Genomic DNA, 16,542 nt, shown 5'->3' with positions numbered 1-16,542 from the left:
CTCTCCATTTTTCTCATTATTTAACAGCCAGTAAATCGACTTTAAAGATCAATACGCTGTTTGGTGGAATGGCTTGGTTGCCTTGTTCACCATAAGCGAGATTTGCTGGAACGTAAAGCATGATGCTACCGCCTTCCTTAAGCAGTGGAATTCCTTCAATCCAGCCTGGAATAGTACCAGCTAGTGGGAATTCAGCAGGTTCGCCACGTGCATAGCTGCTGTCAAAGACTGTGCCATCAACCAGTTTACCTTCATAGTTGACTTTAACCGTCGAGTTGGCAGTGGCCTGCTTACCTGTACCTTGTTTGATGATTTCATATTGCAAACCAGAGGCTGTGGTTTTTACCCCTGCTTTCTTCGCATTTTCAGCCAAGAAAGTTTTGTTCTTTTCCTGCAAGCTGTTGAGTTTGCCTTGTAATTCTTTTTGATAGTTAAGAACAGCTTCTTTGACTTGCTGGTCGTTATAGGCATGTGGTTTGTGTTCACGTGCATCACGTAAGCCTTGTGCAAATCCGTCAATGTCCATCTCAGGAGAGACTTGACCACCCATTTGGTAGCCTTGCATATAGCTTAGAATTTTTTTCGGCTCAGAAGAGGTGCTTGCTGATGCGCGTTGTGATTTTGCTGGAGCAGGGTGTTGAGATGCATAGAAAACAGGAACAAGTGCAGCGCCGCCTAAAATAACTGCAACAGCAACGGGTAAGGCTTTACTCATAAGAGGGATCCAATTTTATTCGATTAACATAGCTTGCCTGATCATGCAGGCATGAGTGGCTGTTAGCATATAATGGATTGTAAACAAACGGTATGTTTTTTGTGTGAAGTAACCCAGCAATCTTGCTGAAAACGTGTTCTAAATCTGTAAATAAAGCCAACTGGTCATAAAGCGTGAACCTGCTTTTTTATCCCAAAAAATCAGTGTGATTTCTGTTATATTAGTCAGCCTGTAAGGATCATCAATTATGATCCTCTTTTACTTTATTGATTAGGATCGGACTGTCTATGTTGCAACGAGATCAACTCAAAATCGCGATTGTGGGTTTAGGCTATGTGGGACTGCCACTGGCTGTCGAATTTGGTAAAACTGTCGCAACAGTCGGGTTCGATATTCAGCAAAAACGGATTGATGAACTTCGAAACGGTCAGGATCATACTTTAGAAACGTCGCCAGAAGAATTACAACAGGCGAGCCATTTAAGCTATACCACACAGATTGATGATTTACAGACCTGTAACTTCTTTATCGTGACCGTACCGACCCCGATTGATCAGTATAAACAACCCGATTTGACCCCGTTGGTCAAGGCGTCAGAGAGCATTGGCCGTGTCTTGAAAAAAGGCGACGTCGTGGTGTACGAGTCAACCGTGTATCCAGGTGCGAGCGAAGAAGTCTGTATTCCTGTACTGGAAAAAGTGTCAGGTTTAACCTTTAACCAAGATTTCTATGCAGGCTATAGCCCAGAACGGATTAACCCAGGTGACAAAGAACACCGCGTCACCAATATTCTAAAAATTACCTCAGGGTCTACGCCAGAAATCGCAGACTATGTCGATGAAGTTTATAACCTGATTATTACTGCGGGTACACATAAAGCGCCAAGCATCAAAGTCGCTGAAGCGGCCAAAGTCATTGAAAATACCCAGCGTGATGTCAACATCGCCCTGATCAATGAGTTGGCTCTGATTTTCAATAAAATGGGCATCGATACTGAAGATGTACTCAAAGCTGCAGGTACCAAATGGAACTTCTTACCATTCCGTCCAGGTCTGGTTGGGGGGCACTGTATCGGGGTTGATCCATATTATTTGACCCATAAAGCGCAGGCGATTGGTTATCATCCTGAAATTATTCTGGCGGGTCGCCGTCTGAATGATGGTATGGGTGCGTATGTGGTGACGCAACTGGTTAAGACCATGGTGAAAAAGCGCATTCAGGTCGAAGGTGCGAAAGTCTTGGTGTTGGGTCTCAGCTTTAAAGAAAACTGTCCAGACATTCGTAACACCCGCATCATTGATATTATTCATGAATTGCAGGAATACCACATTCAGGTCGATGTGCATGATCCTTGGGTGGATGCTGCCGAAGTACAGCATGAATATAGCTTGGAACTGACGGAACAGCCAAAAAACCATTACTACGATGCGGTGGTGTTGGCCGTTGCCCATCATCAGTTTAAAGCCTTGACCCGTGATGATATTGCCAAGCTGTGCAAAGCCAATTTTGTCCTGTATGACTTGAAATATGTACTCAACAAAGACAGCGTGGACATTCGTCTGTAAGCGACCTCATGAGTAAAAAAGTCTATCTCAATTCACTGTGGATGATGGCTGAAAAGCTGTTGTCCATTTTTGGATTGATCTTCGTGACCTCGTTTGTGGCGCGTTATATTGGGCCTGCCAATTTTGGTAAGCTGACCTTTGCCACCTCGATTTTTGCGATTGTGCAAACAGTGTCGTTATTTGGCTCCGACAACCTGATTTTTCAAAAAACCAGTCAGAATCGTAAAACGGGTGAGCATATTATTTTTGCCACACGTACTTTGCGGAATCTGTTCTTTGCGGTGTTTGCCAGTCTGGTACTGCTGTATCTGTATTTAACGGTTGATCCTCTGACCTTTATTTTCTCGGTCGCAGCGTGTATCGGGGTATATTTTTCCCTGCATGACACGGCTTATAGCATTTATTTCAATGCCACCTTGCAGTCACGTTTTAATACTATCTGTAATGTCACCGCGATTTTGGTCAGCCTGATTGTGCGTTATGGTATTGCTGAATTTCATTTACCTGTCAGTTATTTAAGTATTCCGATCGTGTTGGTCACCCTCGTTCCATTTTTGATGCGTCGGGCGATTTTTGCACGTAAAAAACTCAGTAATCCAGAGCGGATTGCCGAGCGTTTACAGCAGTATCGTGGGTATGTGCTGAAAGTCGGGCGTAAACTGGTGCTGTATACATTGTCGATTGCGATTTTTACCAAGACTTCACAACTGTTTTTGGGAATGAAATCGCAACATGATCTAGGGATTTACTCGGTCGCGATGACGTTGGGCAGTAGTTTTTATTTTGTGCTCAATGCTTTTATTTCCTCATTTCTCACCCAAATTTATGCGGAAAAAGATTTTGATCGCAGCCAAAATATGGTGGCGCGCTTAAACCTGATGGTGATCGTGATTGCTTCTTCGGCTGCGGTGTTTTTTGCCTTGTTTGGGCACTGGATTATTCAGTGGCTCTACGGCTCTGCCTACCAACAGGTCAATGATATTCTGATTATTGCGGTGTTTGTAACGCTGTTTTCAGGCATGTCGACCGTGGCAGAAAAGTATCTGATCAAGTTCAATGCCTATGATTATTTACATCACAAAACTATGACTTTGGTGGTGTTTAATGTCGTGGTGACATTTTTGGCGATTCATTACTTTGCTTTGTATGGGGCAATTTTTGCGATTCTCGCCACAGAAATTTTGTCTTTAACGCTCTTTAATTACTTTTATAAGCAGGGTTTAATTTTAGATACGCATATTCGTATCTTTAAACCATCCACCTATTTCAAACGCTGAGAATACCCCGATGAAGCTGAGCTTGATCATCCCTGTTTATAATGTTGAAAAGTACATTGAACAATGCCTGACCAGTATTTGCCAGCAGTTGCCTGTGCCCGATGTTGAGGTAATAGTGGTTGATGATGGCAGTCCAGACCAGTCGGTGGCCAAAGCGCAGCAGTTTTTGGCACAGCAGCCTGAAGCGGTACAGCAGCAATTTCGCATCATCAGACAAAAAAATCAGGGTTTGAGTGGGGCACGCAATACAGGCATTACGCAGGCTCAGGGTGAGTATGTGGCATTTCTAGATTCGGATGATTATCTCAATCCGCAGTATTTTGCTGAAGTGTTCAAAGGCATTGAAATGGGGGCTGACATCGTGCAGTTTGCAGTACAGCGCGTGGATGATCAGGGCAATATCATTCCGTTTTTACATTCTATGTCGAAACAGGGTTTGCAAACCTTGAACCAAGATATCCTACTGGAACTCTCCAATCGTTCGGCGTGGTTTGCATGGCTGCGGGTCTATAAGCGCGAGTTATTTAAAGACATTCGCTTTCCAGTCGGTAAAAACTATGAAGATGCTTACACCACGCCGTTGTTATTTTTCGCAGCAAAAACCGCCTATTTTAGCCCTGAAGTGTTGATCAATTACCGCATCAACCCGCAAGGCATTACCGCGACCAAATCCCGTAAAAATATTGATGATTTGGGTGGCGTGCCGCTGTTTTATCTAGCGCATATTGAGCAGCATCCTGAACTGGTGGCGACCATGATCGCTGTGAGCCAGTCCTATATTATGGATGTCTTGAATGTCGATGGCGTGAGTGCAGCACAACAGTGTTGGAAAAATTTAAAACAGAAAATGCGTCAACATCCACTCAATGAAACCATGATCCGTAACCGTGGTAATCGTCTGTTTTTCCAGTATGGCGTAGCATTTTTATTGTTTGATCGTACATTGCGCCATTTGGGTCTAAAAAAATGATCGGCAAAATCTGCTTTCTGATTGGCAATCTGAATCTGTCAGGTGGCACAGAGCGCGTTACTACACTGGTGGCGAATGCTTTGACGGCACAGGGTCAGCAGGTGTGTATTCTGAATCTGTCGCAAGGTGAACGTCCGTTTTTTGCTTTGGATGCCCGTGTGGAAAACCATGCACTTTATCCACAGCCTGTGTCGATGAAAAGCCATTTACTGGGGACAATCTGGAAAATCCGCCGTTTTGTCCAGCAGCAGCAGATTCAGCATCTGGTGGTAGTGGACAGTATTTCCTGTATTTTTACGGTGCCTGCGCTGTTCGGTTTGAAGGTACAGCATATTTGCTGGGAACACTTTAATTTTGAAGTAGATTTGGGTGTACGTCTGCGCCGTGTCGGGCGGGTTTGGGCTGCGCGTCATGCCGATGCTGTGGTGACTTTAACCGAGCATGATCGCCAGTTATGGCAGCAGGGCATTGCCAAAATTTCAGCAAAAATCCAAGCGATTGCCAATCCATCGCCATTTAGCATTGCTTCACAGTTACCGAGCCTCAGCCATAAAACCGTGCTTGCCGTTGGGCGGCTACGTCTTGAGAAGGGTTTTGATCTGTTACTGGAAGCGTGGCAATTACTTCGTGCTCAATATCCTGACTGGACACTGCGGATTGTGGGTGGTGGCGAGCAGGAACAGGTACTCAAACAACAGGCACTCCAGTTGGGGATTCAAGATTCTGTGGACTGGGTGGCAGCGACACCTGAGATTGCCCAGTATTATGCACAGGCATCGATTTACTGTTTAAGTTCACGTTTTGAAGGTTTTGGGATGGTTCTGCTCGAAGCCCTGAGTTTTGGTTTGCCAATCGTGGCTTTTGACTGTCCGATTGGGCCGCGTGAAATTTTAGCCAATACGTCAAATTCGTTGGTTGCCCCTGAAAATGCGCAGGCTTTGAGTGATGGATTGGCACAGATGATGGCGCTAGAAACGACGCATTATCAACAGATTGCTAAACAGAATCAGCAATATGTGCAACAGTATTCGACCGAGCAGATCGTGACCCAATGGCTCGATCTGTTTGCCCAAGCCTGAGTGAGTTCAATATGAAAATTTTGCTGCTGATTACAGGTTTGGGTTTAGGTGGTGCAGAGAAAGTCGTGACCAGTCTGGCTGATCAACTCTTTGAAGCAGGGCACCAAGTCAAAATTGCCTATCTGCGTGGAGAGATTGAGGTTCGACCACAACATCCCGAGATTGAACTGATCTCACTGGGACTCAATTCAATAGCGAATTTTTCACAGAGTGCCCGACACTTTGCTCAACTGATGCAGCAGTTTCAGCCCGATGTGGTACATGCCCATATGTTCCATGCGATTTTATTTGCCCGCTTGCTGCGTCGCTCGGCACAAATTCCTTATCTGATTTGTACCGCACATAGTAAAGCGATTGGCGGTAAAGTACGACAATGGTTATACCGCCTGACCGATGGCTCAAGTGATCTGAATACCAATGTCAGTCAGGAAGCCACCGATTTTTTTGTGGCGCAAAAAGCCTTTAGCGCGGCAAAAAGTACTGCGGTCAGTAACGGCATTGATACGCAAAAATTTCAATTTTCTGCAACCGAACGTCAGCAGCTTCGTTCGCAATTTGGTTTTTCAGATGACATTCCTGTGTTGATGGCGGTCGGGCGTTTGATGCAAGCCAAAGATTATCCCAACTTGATTCAGGCATTTCGCTTACTACTCAACACGCAGCCGAAAGCACAGCTCTTGATCGTAGGGGATGGCGTGCAACGGACTGAGTTGGAACAGCAAGTGCAGCAATTAGACTTGAGCCATCAGATCCATTTTCTGGGGGTACGGCATGATGTTGCTGAACTCCTGTCCACCGCAGATCTGTTTGTCTTGTCCTCGGCTTGGGAAGGATTTGGTCTGGTGGTGGCGGAAGCCATGAGTTGTGAACGGGTGGTGGTCGCAACCGATTGTGGTGGCGTGAAAGAAGTGTTGGGTGAGCCTGATTGGCTGGTTCCACCACAAAATGCAGAAATGCTCAGCAAAAAACTCGTCCAAGCGTTACAATTGTCGACAGAACAAAAAGCCCAATTGGGGCAGCAGCACCGTCAGCGCATTCAGCAACATTACTCGATGCAGAGCATGTTGCAACAATGGTTGGCACTTTATCACCTCAGCACTGAGAGAACAGCATCATGAGCCAATATCAACAATGTTGTGAACAACTACAACAGCAGCCTAAAACGTGGTTAATTACAGGCGTTGCAGGATTTATTGGTTCAAATTTGCTGGAAAAATTATTGTTGCTGGGTCAGCGTGTGGTGGGTTTAGATAACTTTTCGACGGGCTTTCAGCATAATCTCGATGAAGTGCAAGCCACCGTATCGGCTAAACAATGGCAGAATTTTAAGTTTATTCAGGGTGATATTTGCAACCTTGAAGACTGCCAAGCCGCGTGTTCAGGTGTGGATTATGTGCTGCATCAGGCAGCGCTCGGTTCAGTGCCGCGTTCGATTGAAAACCCGATTGCCACCAATGCATCGAATATTTCGGGTTTTGTAAATATGCTGGTCGCAGCCAAAGAGACTCAGGTCAAAAACTTTGTTTATGCAGCAAGCAGTTCAACTTATGGTGATCATCCTGCTTTGCCTAAACAGGAAGATATTATTGGCAATCCGTTGTCGCCGTATGCCGTGACCAAATATGTCAATGAGTTGTATGCCAGCGTGTTTCAGCGTTGTTATGGCTTTAACTCGATTGGTCTGCGTTACTTCAATATTTTTGGGAAACGCCAAACCCCAGACGGTGCTTATGCCGCAGTGATTCCAAAATGGACGGCTGCCATGATTCAGGGCGATACAGTTTATATCAATGGCGATGGTTCAACCAGTCGCGACTTTAACTATATTGCCAATGCCGTGCAGGCTAATCTGTTGGCTGCAACAACAGAAAATACGGCTGCATTGAACCAGATTTACAATGTCGCAGTGGGTGGGCGAACTGATCTCAATCAACTGTTTAATATGCTGACCGAAACCTTAGCTAAAAATGCGGTGAACTATACGCAAGCCGCTGTATATCGCGATTTCCGTGCAGGCGATGTGCGTCATTCACAAGCCGATATTTCCAAAATTCAGACATTGTTGGGTTATCAGCCGCAGTTCAATATTGCACAGGGCATTGAACAAGCTATGCCGTGGTATGTCCAGCATTTACAGGGTTCGGCACAATAATCTATGAAGTTCTGTATTATTTCCAACGACCTGCATACTGTGCGAAATTTTCGGGGTGACTTGCTGAATAGTATCGCTGCCCAAGGCTATGCGATTCATATTCTTGCCCCAAATATTGAGTTATATCCTGAAGATCAGCGTTATTTTCAGAGTATAGGGTTTAGTTTGCACAGCTACCCTTTACAGAAAATGGGCACCAATCCTGTTGCAGATTCGAAAACCCTGTTGGCGATTTATCAGCATCTTAAGGTCATTCAGCCCAATAAAGTCTTGAGCTATACCATCAAGCCGATTTTGTATGGCACGATTGCGGCTTATTTGGCGAAAGTGCCAGAGCGTTATATTTTACTCAGCGGTTTGGGGTTTGCCTTTCAGGATGACCAATCCTCAGGGCGCTTTAAATATGTAAAGCAATTGTTTAATAAAGTTTTTCGCTTTGCGCTACGTCAAGCGACCGCGGTGATTTTTCAAAATGCGGATGATTTGGCTTTGGTACGTGAACTTAAGCATTTGCCACCGCATATCCCGACGCATATTGTGAATGGCTCTGGGGTAAATACCGAGAAATTTGGTCCTCAGCCTTTACTTTTGGATGAACTGGGTCATCCTCAACCGATTTTCTTGATGGTGGGACGATTGCTCAAAGACAAAGGCGTGTATGAATACATCGCGGCTGCCAAGCAAATCAAGCAGCACTATCCGCAAGCCCATTTTCATTTGGTTGGCTGGATTGATGAAAATCCCGCAGCCATTGCCCAAGAAGATTTGGAAGAATGGATGGCATCGGGTTTGATTCAGTACTGGGGCAAACTCAGTGATGTGCGTCAGGCGATTTGCCAAGCCAATATTTTTGTGTTGCCTTCTTATCGTGAAGGGATTCCCCGTTCGGTACTTGAAGCGATGGCAATGCGCCGTGCGATTATCACCACCGATGCACCAGGTTGTAAGGAAACCGTGATTGATGGACAAAATGGTTTTAAAGTGCCTGTGCGTGATGCCGATGCACTGGCTCAGGCGATGCAACGCCTGATTGAGCAGCCTGCCCAAATTGAATGGATGGCAGCTCAATCTCTGATTTTGGTTGAGCAGCGTTATGAGGTTGAACGGGTCAATCAACAGATGTTACAGGCGATGCAATTTGTGACAGATTCATCAGCCCATACGCCCTCGACATGAATGGCAGTTTTGCCCAAGAGTTGATAAAATACGCTTTTTAAAATTGATCTACCATTTCGGCAGACCAGTGTTTCAACAAGGTTCAATTAAATGTCTACTATCGCTATGCGATGTGATTTCGGTGGATGGGTAAAATAATCATGCTCAAAAGACTTGTCGATATCATCATTGCTTCAATTGCATTTACGATTTTGTTGCCTGTGTTTATTTATGTTGCCTTCAAGGTCAAAAAGAATCTGGGTTCACCGATTTTCTTTTACCAAGAGCGTCCAGGGAAAGATGGCAAGCTGTTTAAAATGATGAAGTTTCGTTCTATGAAAGATGCACTTGATCAACATGGCAATCCACTCCCAGACGAGCAGCGTATCACGCCGTTTGGTCAAAAGTTACGTTCAACCAGTCTCGATGAGATGCCTCAATTGCTCAATGTGATTAAAGGCGATATGAGTGTGGTTGGGCCACGTCCGATGCTCAAAGAATTTGTTGAACATTATACGCCTGAACAAGCACGTCGCTTGGAAGTCCGTCCAGGTATGACAGGTCTGGCGCAAATTAGTGGACGTAATGAACTGGATTATGAAGAACGCTTTAAATGTGATGTTTGGTATGTCGATCATCACAATGTTGCGGTGGACTTCAAAATTATGTTTAAAACTGTATCCGTGATGCTGAAAAAAGAAGGGATCAATGCCCCAGGACATGTCGGCCCATCGCTGTTTACAGGCAATGATTCTGATGCATCAAAACAAAGTAAAACCTAAAAAATAGTGAATGAATGCATGATTAAAAAAGCCATTTTGCCTGTCGCAGGTTTAGGAACCCGTTTTTTACCTGCGAGTAAATCTATTCCCAAAGAAATGGTAACCGTGGTTGATCGCCCTGCGATTGAATATGTCGTTCGTGAAGCCGTTGAAGCAGGTATTGAGCAGATTATTTTGGTGACGCATTCTTCTAAAGCCTCGATTGAAAATTATTTCGATCGTAACTTTGAGTTGGAAACGACTTTAGAGCAGAAGAAAAAATGGGACTTATTGGCGGAGATTCGCCAGATTGTGCCTGAGCATGTCAGTATTGTTAGTGTCCGTCAGCCACAACCTTTGGGCTTGGGTCATGCGGTGTTGTGTGCTAAGTCGATTGTGGGTGATGACGCATTTGCCGTGATGTTGCCTGATGTTTTAGTCAAAAATCAAAACCAGCAGAATGATTTGGCTCGCATGGTTGAGCGTTATCAGCAAGCACAAGCGGCACAAATTATGGTGGAAGCGGTTCCCGAGAATTTAGTTGATCAATACGGCATTGTTGATGTGGCAACTGTACCTTCAGAAGGTCAAAGTATTCATATGCAGGGTATTGTTGAAAAACCGGCAGTGGGTACTGCTCCAAGTAATTTATCTGTAGTGGGACGTTATGTCCTTCCTGCCAAGATTATGCAGTTATTGGAACAAACGCCGAAAGGTGCAGGCAATGAAATCCAGTTGACGGATGCGATTGCCATGTTACAACAAACAGATAGCGTAGAAGCCTATCGTATGTCTGGTGTGACCTTTGACTGTGGTAGTAAGCTCGGTTATCTCAAGGCGGTCTTACACTATGCGGTTGAGCATCCCAAATTGGGTCAGGAAGTTATCGCTTTAATTCGTGAACTCGACATCTAAATTGGAGCAATGCCATGAAAATTGCAGTTTTTGGAACGACATTGCATGCGGGTGTCATGGCGGGTTTATTTGCAGAGTATGGGCACCAAGTCTATTGGTGTTTGACCACATCGGATCAACATATCAGTACAACGCATTATCAGGAACAGGTTGTTAATCAACTGATTCAGCAGCAATTGATTGCTGAGCGTTTGCATTTAAAAGCATTAAAACAGATTCCGTTGACGGTCGACGCTTATTTCTTTGCGTTTAATTGCAATGAACAGCATCAGCTAGAGCAGATTTTAAATTATTTGCAACAGCAGCCCATGATTCATCCTAAATTGATGGTGAATGGTTCGAGTTTTGGTCTTGGTGGGACTCGTCAGTTGATGCAGCTACTGCCTCAGGATGACTGGTGTTATTTCCCTGATATGGTACAAGAAGGGAATGCCATTAATAGCGTGTTGCAGGTCAAGCATGTGGTGGTTGGTGCAGAAACGACATCAGCTCAAACAAAAATTCGTGAATTGCTGCGTCCCTTTTTTAGCTATAACCATAATTATCTGTTTATGCCAATTTTGGATGCTGAATTTACCAAGTTGAGTGTTTCTGGCATGTTGGCAACCCGTATTAGTTATATGAATGATTTGGCACAGGTTGCTGAAAAACTCAATATTGATATTGCCAATGTCCGTTTAGGACTGGGTGCGGATAACCGAATTGGGTCGAGTTATTTGGCTGCAGGTGCGGGTTTTGGCGGTGAAAATTTTTCGCATGATATTTTGACCTTATCGCAAACGATTGCAGAAACTGGGGTCAAAAGCCAGTTGCTAGAACAGGTCTGGGATATTAATGAACAACAAAAAGAAATTTTATTCCGTAAGTTGTGGAATTACTATCACTGTGATTTAAAAGGAAAAGTAATTGCGATTTGGGGAGCCTCATTTAAAGAGGATACTCCACGGACCAATTACTCCCCAATTCATACCATGCTCAAAGCCCTATGGGCACAAGGTGCGATCATTCGCTTACATGATCCGCAAGCCTTACCATTGATTGCAGAACAGTACGGTTCGCGTGATGATCTGATTTTGTGTGAAGATCAGTATGAGGCAACACAAGGGGCTGAGGCGTTGTGTTTACTGACCGCTTGGAAACAGTATTTAAGTTTGGACTATCGCCGTTTGCATCAGTTGATGCAGCATCCGTTGATTTTGGATGGGCGAAATATCTATGATCCCGAATATATTAAGGCTCAAGGCTTTGCCTATGCAGGAGTCGGTCGCCAATGACAGAAGAAAATATAACCCATTTCCCTAAGGTTCAGAGCAATTCAGCACAGCAGCAATTGAGCCATTTGGCTGAAGCGATGTCACAATTACATCTAACCGAATTGTTTGCTCTCGACTCTCAGCGCTTTCAACGGTTTTCTGTACGCTTTGAACAACTCTTTCTCGATTATAGTAAGCAGCGTCTGGATCAGCAGATTGTACAGCAGCTCATCCGTTTAGCTGAGCAACAACAACTTGGGGAGTGGATTCAGGCATTATTTTCAGAGCAGTGTATTAACTATACCGAGCAGCGTGCAGCCATGCATTGGGCACTACGTCTGCCTGAACAGTCGATTGAATTTCCTGAGTTGAGCGAACAAGTCCAGCAGCAATTACAGCGTATGTATAAGTTGGTGGAGAAAATTCATGCGGGACAATATCGTGGGGCGACAGGTGAAGTCATTCAGGATGTGGTCAATATTGGGGTAGGGGGATCAGACCTCGGTCCGCTTATGGCGACGCATGCGTTGTCAGACTTTAAAGTGAAAACTGCAAAACCATTGCAGGTGCACTTTGTTTCGACGATGGACGGTAGTCAGTTATCGGATTTACTGCATCAACTACGTCCTGAAACCACACTGTTTATTATCTCCTCTAAATCATTTGGCACGATTGATACTTTATCCAATGCACAAACCGTGCGTTTGTGGCTTGAAAAAGCTTTGGGTCAGCAAGAGAAAGTGGTTAAAAGTCACTTTATTGGCGTGTCAACCAAAGCCGATAAGATGACGGCATGGGGAATTGCCCCTGATAAACAGTTTCTACTTTGGGACTGGGTCGGGGGACGTTATTCACTCTGGTCATGTATTGGCTTGCCAATCGCTTTAAGTATTGGTGTTCAAGGTTTTCAGCAATTCCTGGCTGGAGCACATGCGATTGACCAGCATTTCCGTTCTGCCGAGTTTTCTCAAAATATTCCTGTTTTAATGGGAGTGCTGGGCATTTGGAATACCAATTTTCTAGATGTCCAAACCCATGCGGTGTTGCCGTATGATGGTCGCCTCAAGTATTTTGCGGCGTATTTGCAACAGCTCGAAATGGAGTCGAATGGCAAATCGATTCAGCGTAATGGTCAGAAAGTGAGCGTAAACACGTGTCCAATCCTTTGGGGGGAAGTGGGGCCAAATGCGCAGCACGCCTTTTATCAATTGCTGCATCAGGGCACACATACGGTGAGCTGTGATTTTATCGCACCAGTCCAGCGTTATAATGCCAAGCAATTTACCTATGTTGAAAATGCTAGCGCTCTGGTCGAACAGCATCATTTGGCTTTATCCAACTGTTTGGCACAATCACGCTTGTTGGCATTTGGTAATCAAGCATTGGATAAAAGTGAGCTGGATCATTTACCCATTTATAAACAGTATGCAGGGAATCAGGGCAGTTCAACCTTGCTGGTCAATGAACTGAATCCTTATAGTTTGGGCATGCTGATTGCCTGTTATGAACATAAAGTGTTTGTACAGTCTGTGATTTGGAATATTAATCCTTTCGATCAATGGGGCGTTGAAAAAGGCAAAGAGATTGCCAATCAACTGTTACCGATTTTAAATGGGCAGCAGCATAATTTGCCACCGCTTGATGCTTCAACCCAAGGCTTACTCAAGATTTTGTTAGGAAAATAATATGACAAAAGTTTTAGTGACGGGTGGTGCAGGGTTTATTGGCTCGCATACTTGCGTTCGTTTGCTGGAAACAGGGTATGACGTTGTCGTGCTGGACAATCTCAGTAACAGCTCGCCTGAAGCATTGAAACGTGTACAAGAACTGACAGGAAAGACACTTAAATTTATTGAAGGTGATATTCGGGACAGCCAAGTGCTGGATCAAATTTTTGCCGATCATGCGATTGATGCGGTGATCCATTTTGCTGGTTTAAAAGCTGTCGGTGAAGGTCAGCAAATTCCTTTAACCTATTTTGATAACAATATCTCGGGCAGTATCAATTTAGTCCAAGCGATGCAGCGGGCAGGTGTATTCTGTTTGGTGTTTAGCTCATCGGCAACGGTTTATGGCGATGCTCATCCATCACCATTGCAAGAAACCATGCCAACCGCGATGCCGAATAACAATTATGGCTACACCAAACTGGTGGTTGAGCAAATGCTGGAGAAATTAGCAGCGGCAGATGATCGTTGGTCATTGGCTTTATTGCGCTATTTCAATCCTGTGGGGGCACATCCAAGTGGTCGAATTGGTGAAGATCCGCAAGGCATTCCGAATAACCTGATGCCATATATTACCCAAGTGGCGGTGGGTAAACGCGAAAAACTGTCGATTTTTGGCAATGACTATGCTACCCCAGATGGTACAGGTGTGCGTGACTATATTCATGTGGTGGACTTGGCAGAGGCACATGTTTGCGCACTGAAAAATCGTTTAACCCAACAAGGCTGCCGTGCATGGAATATTGGTACAGGGCAGGGCGTTTCGGTTCTGGAAATCAAAAGCAGTTTTGAGCAGGTCAATGCCGTGCCGATTGCCTATGAGTTTGCGCCACGTCGTGCTGGTGATGTTGCCACCTGTTTTGCAGATAATACCCGTGCAGTGACAGAACTGGGATGGCAGCCAAAATATCAGCTTGAAGATATGCTCAAGCACAGTTGGAACTGGCAAAAGCAAAACCCTCAAGGTTATCGTTAAATATGAAAATGGCGCATTCAAGCGCCATTTTTTCTATAATGATAGCCTCAGGGCTGCTTATTTTTTGATATAATTTGCCGCCTGTTGAATCAATTCTTTCTCTCCTGCCTTATGAACATCTTACGCCAGCAAATTCTCTTTTTGCTTGTGGCCTGCTTTTCTACATTTTTTTCGATGTACCTCGCATCAAGCTGGAATTTCTTACTTGATGGTTTCTCTTCCGTCCGTCTTGCCAAGACACTGATGTCCTGTCTGTTTAATTACAGCCTGATTTTACTGTTTGCTGCCGTATTAAGGCGCCAATATACCGCATTGGTACTCAGCCAGATTTTTGTAGGGCTGATTGAATTTATTAATTTTAAAAAAGAAAAATATCTCTCCACCAACTTCAGTCCCGATGATATCTTGCTGTTTTCAGAAGCTTTTAAAGCTGCGCCAATACCACTGAAAGTTGCTTTTTTTGCCTTTATTGCAGCGTTCTTGGCCGTGCTGATTTTCTGTTTCAGAAAAGAAAAAGCCACACCCATAAAGACTTATTTGGTGCAGTTGTTGCTGAGCGTTGTGATGTTCTGCTCAGCCATGTATATGAATTATATAAAAAGTCCGATTGGGGCATGTAGTAAACCTAACTATCCAAAGGTTTGTTTAACCGTTTCGGGTTTCCCTAATACACGTAGTGACTGGATCGGAGATTTTCGCAAGATTCAAAATTTTGGTTTTACCACATTTTTTATGTCGAAAATTTTGGATAATTTAACCGAAACTTTTTTACCACATGAAACTGTTTCACGTGAAACCATTGAACAGATTTTTAAACCATTAGAAACCCCTACAGCAGCAAGTGAGCCAGCATCATCGACGACAGAACAACCGAATATTGTGGTGGTGATGGATGAGTCGATGTGGAATCCACGCTTGCTCGATAAAAAATTACCGAAGAATCTGACGCCATTTACCAATCAAAATCGAGTGTCAGCATTGCTTTCACCTTCTTTTGGTGGTGGAACTGCCAATGTTGAATTTGAAGCACTGACCAGCTTAAACACGATTTTCTTCCGTAACGAACTGGTCTATGTTGCCAAAATTCATAAACCGATTTATTCATTGCCATTGTATTTAAATAGCTTGGGCTATGACACAGTCGCCATGCATAACAACTGGCGTTACTACTACAACCGTAATCGTGTTTATCAACAAATGGGTTTCAATAAATTTATTTCACTTGAAAATATGATGAATTCAGCCAACCGCTCGACCATCTTTAATCAGGCAGGTTGGGCCAATGATGATGTGATTTTTAATTCCATCAAAACAGAATTGAGCCTTGCCAGTGATCAGCCGAAATTTATTTATGCGATTACGGTTGAGAACCATCCGATGTATTCAGATGACCGTTATGGGGCGCAGTCTTATAAACTCAATCCGAATCTGTCTGAAAGTGCCCATCAGAAAATGGCAACCTATACGGCTGGGGTGGCACGAGCAGATCAGCATATTCGTGATCTGACCGATTTTGTCAAAACATTAAAGCGTCCAACCATTGTGATTGCTTATGGTGACCATTTGCCGAATCTGCAAAATGTATATGATGAATATCATTATTTTGACAAAGACCCAAATCGCGAAGAGCCGAATGCCTATGAAACGCCAATGGTGTTATGGAGTAATTATCCTGTACAGCGGAAAATTTTTGCGCAGCCATTTATTCCAGCCAGCTTTTTAGCGCCGAAAATTCTGCATCTGGCCAATTTGCCATTGTCGCCTTATTATCAGTTTATTGAGCAGGTCTCTTCTTGTTACGATGCGATTCATCAGAAATTTATTCGTGAAAAAGCATCATGCAAGTTTAATAAGGAGCAATTGTTAGATCAGTATAAATCGTTGAATAACGATACCTTGAATGGACATAATTTCACCTATCAAATGCTGAAACCTCAAATAGCAAACTGATATAACATCAAAAAGCTCGGCATGTGACCGAGCTTTTTTATTGCTGT

14 protein-coding genes are annotated in these 16,542 nt (G+C 44.1%); 13 read left to right on the top strand and 1 reads right to left on the bottom strand.

The genetic code is table 11. From position 1 onward, the window contains the following. Window positions 1-16 precede the first annotated feature (16 nt). Window positions 17-715, bottom strand: coding sequence for an FKBP-type peptidyl-prolyl cis-trans isomerase (locus C1A47_RS15110; RefSeq protein WP_111895851.1), 699 nt, complete (start codon window positions 713-715; stop codon window positions 17-19). A 287-nt stretch (window positions 716-1,002) separates the two neighbouring features. Here C1A47_RS15110 and tviB point away from each other — a divergent pair, with 287 nt between their 5' ends. The 13 genes from tviB to C1A47_RS15045 all read left to right on the top strand — a co-directional run bounded on the left by tviB (window position 1,003) and on the right by C1A47_RS15045 (window position 16,495). Then, window positions 1,003-2,280, top strand: coding sequence for a Vi polysaccharide biosynthesis UDP-N-acetylglucosamine C-6 dehydrogenase TviB (gene tviB, locus C1A47_RS15105; RefSeq protein ID WP_111895850.1), 1,278 nt, complete (start codon window positions 1,003-1,005; stop codon window positions 2,278-2,280). 8 nt (window positions 2,281-2,288) lie between these two features. After that, a complete protein-coding gene (locus C1A47_RS15100; RefSeq protein ID WP_111895849.1) occupies window positions 2,289-3,557 on the top strand; it encodes an oligosaccharide flippase family protein in 1,269 nt (422 codons plus the stop codon). Between the two features lie 10 nt (window positions 3,558-3,567). After that, window positions 3,568-4,527: a glycosyltransferase family 2 protein gene (locus tag C1A47_RS15095; RefSeq protein ID WP_111895848.1), complete on the top strand. Its 960-nt coding sequence runs from the start codon at window positions 3,568-3,570 to the stop codon at window positions 4,525-4,527. Beyond that, a complete protein-coding gene (locus C1A47_RS15090) occupies window positions 4,524-5,606 on the top strand; it encodes a glycosyltransferase family 4 protein (RefSeq protein WP_111895847.1) in 1,083 nt (360 codons plus the stop codon). The genes C1A47_RS15095 and C1A47_RS15090 overlap by 4 nt, the downstream gene beginning before the upstream one ends. Next, window positions 5,579-6,724, top strand: a complete 1,146-nt coding sequence (locus C1A47_RS15085) for a glycosyltransferase (RefSeq protein ID WP_227539799.1) — start codon at window positions 5,579-5,581, stop codon at window positions 6,722-6,724. The genes C1A47_RS15090 and C1A47_RS15085 overlap by 28 nt, the downstream gene beginning before the upstream one ends. Continuing rightward, entirely contained in the window at window positions 6,721-7,758 is a 1,038-nt protein-coding gene (locus C1A47_RS15080) for an NAD-dependent epimerase/dehydratase family protein (protein WP_111895845.1), read from the top strand. The genes C1A47_RS15085 and C1A47_RS15080 overlap by 4 nt, the downstream gene beginning before the upstream one ends. A gap of 3 nt (window positions 7,759-7,761) precedes the next feature. Then, window positions 7,762-8,934 (top strand): glycosyltransferase family 4 protein, encoded by a 1,173-nt coding sequence (locus C1A47_RS15075; protein WP_111895844.1) that lies wholly within the window; start codon window positions 7,762-7,764, stop codon window positions 8,932-8,934. Between the two features lie 140 nt (window positions 8,935-9,074). Then, window positions 9,075-9,695 carry a sugar transferase gene (locus C1A47_RS15070; protein ID WP_111895843.1) on the top strand — a complete coding sequence of 207 codons (621 nt, stop codon included), beginning with the start codon at window positions 9,075-9,077 and terminating at the stop codon, window positions 9,693-9,695. 18 nt (window positions 9,696-9,713) lie between these two features. Then, a complete protein-coding gene (gene galU / locus C1A47_RS15065; RefSeq protein ID WP_111895842.1) occupies window positions 9,714-10,589 on the top strand; it encodes a UTP--glucose-1-phosphate uridylyltransferase GalU in 876 nt (291 codons plus the stop codon). Window positions 10,590-10,603: 14 nt separating this feature from the next. Beyond that, the gene (locus C1A47_RS15060) at window positions 10,604-11,863 is read left to right on the top strand and encodes a nucleotide sugar dehydrogenase (protein WP_111895841.1); all 1,260 of its coding nucleotides are present in this window, start codon (window positions 10,604-10,606) and stop codon (window positions 11,861-11,863) included. Further along, the gene (gene pgi / locus C1A47_RS15055; protein WP_111895840.1) at window positions 11,860-13,527 is read left to right on the top strand and encodes a glucose-6-phosphate isomerase; all 1,668 of its coding nucleotides are present in this window, start codon (window positions 11,860-11,862) and stop codon (window positions 13,525-13,527) included. Before C1A47_RS15060 ends, pgi begins: the two co-directional genes overlap by 4 nt. Before the next feature lies 1 nt (window position 13,528). After that, window positions 13,529-14,545 carry a UDP-glucose 4-epimerase GalE gene (galE, locus tag C1A47_RS15050; protein WP_111895839.1) on the top strand — a complete coding sequence of 339 codons (1,017 nt, stop codon included), beginning with the start codon at window positions 13,529-13,531 and terminating at the stop codon, window positions 14,543-14,545. A 111-nt stretch (window positions 14,546-14,656) separates the two neighbouring features. Next, window positions 14,657-16,495, top strand: coding sequence for an LTA synthase family protein (locus tag C1A47_RS15045; RefSeq protein ID WP_111895838.1), 1,839 nt, complete (start codon window positions 14,657-14,659; stop codon window positions 16,493-16,495). Window positions 16,496-16,542 lie beyond the last annotated feature (47 nt).

The organism is Acinetobacter sp. MB5 (genome assembly GCF_003261585.1).
Taxonomy (GTDB): Bacteria; Pseudomonadota; Gammaproteobacteria; order Pseudomonadales; family Moraxellaceae; genus Acinetobacter.
Note: the sequence above shows the minus strand (reverse complement) of the source record. Positions and strands in the feature narration are given on the sequence as shown.

Coding starts and splice junctions, on each gene's coding strand:
- galU (WP_111895842.1), top strand. CDS start 9,714: ATGATTAAAAAAGCCATTTTGCCTGTCGCAGGTTTAGGAACCCGTTTT.
- C1A47_RS15075 (WP_111895844.1), top strand. CDS start 7,762: ATGAAGTTCTGTATTATTTCCAACGACCTGCATACTGTGCGAAATTTT.
- C1A47_RS15095 (WP_111895848.1), top strand. CDS start 3,568: ATGAAGCTGAGCTTGATCATCCCTGTTTATAATGTTGAAAAGTACATT.
- C1A47_RS15085 (WP_227539799.1), top strand. CDS start 5,579: ATGGCTCGATCTGTTTGCCCAAGCCTGAGTGAGTTCAATATGAAAATT.
- galE (WP_111895839.1), top strand. CDS start 13,529: ATGACAAAAGTTTTAGTGACGGGTGGTGCAGGGTTTATTGGCTCGCAT.
- C1A47_RS15045 (WP_111895838.1), top strand. CDS start 14,657: ATGAACATCTTACGCCAGCAAATTCTCTTTTTGCTTGTGGCCTGCTTT.
- C1A47_RS15070 (WP_111895843.1), top strand. CDS start 9,075: ATGCTCAAAAGACTTGTCGATATCATCATTGCTTCAATTGCATTTACG.
- C1A47_RS15080 (WP_111895845.1), top strand. CDS start 6,721: ATGAGCCAATATCAACAATGTTGTGAACAACTACAACAGCAGCCTAAA.
- pgi (WP_111895840.1), top strand. CDS start 11,860: ATGACAGAAGAAAATATAACCCATTTCCCTAAGGTTCAGAGCAATTCA.
- C1A47_RS15100 (WP_111895849.1), top strand. CDS start 2,289: ATGAGTAAAAAAGTCTATCTCAATTCACTGTGGATGATGGCTGAAAAG.
- tviB (WP_111895850.1), top strand. CDS start 1,003: ATGTTGCAACGAGATCAACTCAAAATCGCGATTGTGGGTTTAGGCTAT.
- C1A47_RS15090 (WP_111895847.1), top strand. CDS start 4,524: ATGATCGGCAAAATCTGCTTTCTGATTGGCAATCTGAATCTGTCAGGT.
- C1A47_RS15110 (WP_111895851.1), bottom strand. CDS start 715: ATGAGTAAAGCCTTACCCGTTGCTGTTGCAGTTATTTTAGGCGGCGCT.
- C1A47_RS15060 (WP_111895841.1), top strand. CDS start 10,604: ATGAAAATTGCAGTTTTTGGAACGACATTGCATGCGGGTGTCATGGCG.